Raw genomic sequence first — 3243 nt, 5'->3', positions numbered from 1 at the left:
GCCGTGTGGGATGCCGCGCGCTACCTGGTCAACTACAAGGGCATGACCGACACCTTCCTGAAGGGCCAGATGCAGACGCATCAGGCGTTCTGGCCGTCGGGCTTCCCCGGCTCGCTCAATGAGACGCCCTACACCTACGATCCGGCCAAGGCCAAGAAGATCCTGGCTGATGCCGGCATCAAGACGCCGATCAACGTTACGCTCGACGTCATCAACTCGACGCCGTTCACCGACATGGCGCAGTCGCTGCAGGCGAGCTTCGCCGAGGCCGGCATCAACTTCAACATCATCCCGGGCACAGGCTCGCAGGTGATCACCAAGTACCGTGCCCGCACCCATGAGGCGATGCTGCTCTACTGGGGCCCCGATTTCATGGACCCGCACTCCAACGCCAAGGCTTTTGCCTACAACGAAGACAATTCCGACGCCCACTACCAGTCGACCACGACGTGGCGGAACGGCTGGGCCGTGCCGGAAGAGCTGAACAAGGCGACCAAGGCGGCACTTGCCGAGCCTGACCAGGCAAAGCGCAACGCCATGTATGTCGACCTTCAGAAGAAGGTGCAGGAGAAGTCGCCGATCGTCATCATGTTCCAAGCCGCTACCCAGGTGGCGCGGGCGAAGAACGTCGAAGGCTACGTCAACGGCGCGACCTCCGACTTCGTTTACTACCGTCTCGTCAAGAAGAACTGACGAACCGACAGCTACCGGGACCGCTCCTTGCGGGCGGTCCCATTCCCCCTCCCCAACTCCAAGAAGGCAGAGACAATGTACGAAGAGCGGATGGCGCGGCTGCGCGAGCGCATGGCAGAAACCGGGACCGACCTTGTGGTCGTCGGCCCCTCTTCGCACCTTGTCTGGCTTGCCGGCATGTCGCCACATGGCGACGAGCGCCCGGTGCTGCTGATCGTCGCCAAGGACCATGCCGGCTTCCTGATGCCCGGACTCAATGTCGACAGCCAGCGCCCCTACACCAAGCTGCCATTCTATCCCTGGAGCGACGCCGACGGCCCTGGGGCAGCACTTGCCGAGCTGCTCAAGGATTGCGGCGCTGAGCGTGGCAACCTCAAGATCGCCCTCGACGAAACCATGCGCGCCGATTTCGCGCTGCTGGTAATCGACGCCTTGCCCGGAGCCGAGCGTGGCTTCCTCACCGATACGGTGAGCTTCCTGCGCGGCCAGAAGGACGAGGCCGAATACGCGCTGCTCAAGATGAACGCGGTGCTCAATGACGGCGCAATGAAGGCTGGCTTCGCAGCCCTCAAGGAAGGCGTGACCGAGCTGGAAGTGGCGCAGGCCATCCGCGACTTCTACGCCGCCAATGGCGCCAAGCCGGAGTTCACCAGCGTCTGCTTCGGCGAGAACGGTGCCTTCCCGCATCACCACACCGGCGACCGCAAGCTCAAGGCCAACGAGGCGGTGTTGATCGACATCGGCGGCCGCAAGGACGGCTACCCCTCCGACATGACGCGGGTTGGCGTGTTCGGTGAGAAGCCGGAAGGCTTCGATGAGGTTCATGGCGTTCTGGAGCGCGCCGTGCAGGCAGCGATCGCCGCCGCCAAGCCGGGTGTCGCCGCCAAGGAGGTCGACAAGGCCGCACGCGACGTGATTGCAGCCGCAGGCTATGGCGACTTCTTCCTGCACCGCACGGGCCACGGCCTCGGCATCGATATCCACGAGCCGCCTTACATCACCGGCACGTCGGAGACGATCCTGACTGAAGGCAACGTCTTTTCGATCGAACCGGGTATCTATCTGCAGGGCCGTTTTGGGCTCAGGCTTGAAGAGATCGTGATCCTGCGCGGCAATCGTGCGGAAGTGCTGTCCGATCTGCCGCGTGACGCGTTCCGCGTGAAGGCCTGACCACGCTGGGCGGGCAGCCTGGCGGCACCGCCCAGCAAACCTTTTATCGCATCGGCATTCTCAAGGGGCCGCGGTCTGACCGCGGCCCTTCTGTGTTTTGGTGCGTGCCTCGAGGCTCGCTTGGCTTTTGCACAGATACGGCACAAAAAAGAAAAGCCGGGCGAACCCGGCTTTTCACGTATTACATCGGCTGCAGAGCGATCAGTTGACCGCGTCCTTGAGGCCTTTGCCAGCCGAGAACTTCGGTACCGTACGAGCCGGGATCTTCACTTCGGCGCCGGTCTGCGGGTTGCGGCCAGTCGACTCTGCGCGCTGCGACACGGTGAAATTTCCGAAACCGACAAGCCGGACGTCGCCGCCGCTCTTCAGTTCGCCGGTGATGACGGAAAAAACAGCGTCGACAGCGGACTGCGCGTCACCCTTGGAGAGCTTGGAAGCCTCGGCGACGGCGGACACTAGTTCGTTCTTGTTCATTCAAATTCCCTTCCATGAGAAAACCGGGACATAAGACTCAGCCGGTAGGACACGGACTGTAGAAAAAAGCGCAGCCACAACCAAGTCGAAAAGGCTCACAAAGCCCGGAATTCCGGGGTTTTTCACATGAAAAAGCCGGGCGTGTGCCCGGCTTTTTCGTTTTTCAGTGCAACTTTAGATGCGACTTAATGAGCAAAGCCCTTACCGGCATCGTCGCCAGCGTCCGACTTGGACGCAGGCACGTCGACCGGCTCAGTCCATTCGATCGGCTCGGGCATGCGCACCAGGGCGTGCTTGATCACCTCGCCCATGCGGCTGACCGGGATGATCTCCATGCCRCTCTTCACGTTTTCCGGAATCTCCGCCAGATCCTTGGCGTTTTCTTCCGGAATCAGCACCTTCTTGATGCCGCCGCGAAGCGCTGCAAGCAGCTTCTCCTTGAGGCCGCCGATCGGCAGTACCCGACCACGCAAGGTGATCTCGCCCGTCATCGCGATATCAGCCTTCACCGGGATGCCGGTCATTACCGACACGATCGCAGTCGCCATTCCAACGCCGGCCGAAGGGCCGTCCTTGGGCGTAGCACCCTCCGGCACGTGCACGTGGATGTCGCGCTTGTCGAACAGCGGCGGCTCGATACCGAAATCGATGGCGCGGCTGCGGACATAAGATGCCGCCGCCGAGATCGACTCCTTCATGACTTCACGCAGGTTGCCGGTGACGGTCATGCGGCCCTTGCCGGGCATCATCACGCCTTCGATCGTCAGCAACTCGCCGCCGACCTCTGTCCAGGCAAGCCCCGTGACCACGCCGACCTGATCGTCGGCTTCGACCTGGCCGAAGCGGTAACGCGGCACGCCGAGATACTCGTCCAAGTTGGCGGCGGTGACCTTCACCGACTTCTTC

4 protein-coding genes are annotated in these 3243 nt (G+C 62.2%); 2 read left to right on the top strand and 2 right to left on the bottom strand.

Translation table 11 applies throughout. The features are described from left to right. Together AC1DUU_RS27225 and AC1DUU_RS27220 are read left to right on the top strand one after the other, a co-directional pair. A partial coding sequence (locus tag AC1DUU_RS27225; RefSeq protein ID WP_476786470.1) for an ABC transporter substrate-binding protein occupies positions 1-693 on the top strand: 693 nt, incomplete at its 5' end. Positions 694-768: 75 nt separating this feature from the next. Next, positions 769-1863 carry a M24 family metallopeptidase gene (locus AC1DUU_RS27220; protein ID WP_476786469.1) on the top strand — a complete coding sequence of 365 codons (1095 nt, stop codon included), beginning with the start codon at positions 769-771 and terminating at the stop codon, positions 1861-1863. A gap of 201 nt (positions 1864-2064) precedes the next feature. Here the strand turns inward: AC1DUU_RS27220 and AC1DUU_RS27215 are convergent, their stop codons facing one another. Further along, positions 2065-2337, bottom strand: a complete 273-nt coding sequence (locus tag AC1DUU_RS27215) for an HU family DNA-binding protein (RefSeq protein WP_476786468.1) — start codon at positions 2335-2337, stop codon at positions 2065-2067. A gap of 185 nt (positions 2338-2522) precedes the next feature. Continuing rightward, positions 2523-3243, bottom strand: a 721-nt coding sequence (locus tag AC1DUU_RS27210) for a S16 family serine protease (RefSeq protein WP_476786467.1), incomplete at its 5' end; no start/stop codon positions are given.

The sequence above is a fragment of the Aminobacter sp. P4_H6_2 genome (assembly GCF_056400805.1).
The sequence above is the reverse complement of the archived record's forward strand: the minus strand, read 5'-3'. Positions and strand labels throughout refer to the sequence as shown.

Coding starts and splice junctions, on each gene's coding strand:
- AC1DUU_RS27220 (WP_476786469.1), top strand. CDS start 769: ATGTACGAAGAGCGGATGGCGCGGCTGCGCGAGCGCATGGCAGAAACC.
- AC1DUU_RS27215 (WP_476786468.1), bottom strand. CDS start 2,337: ATGAACAAGAACGAACTAGTGTCCGCCGTCGCCGAGGCTTCCAAGCTC.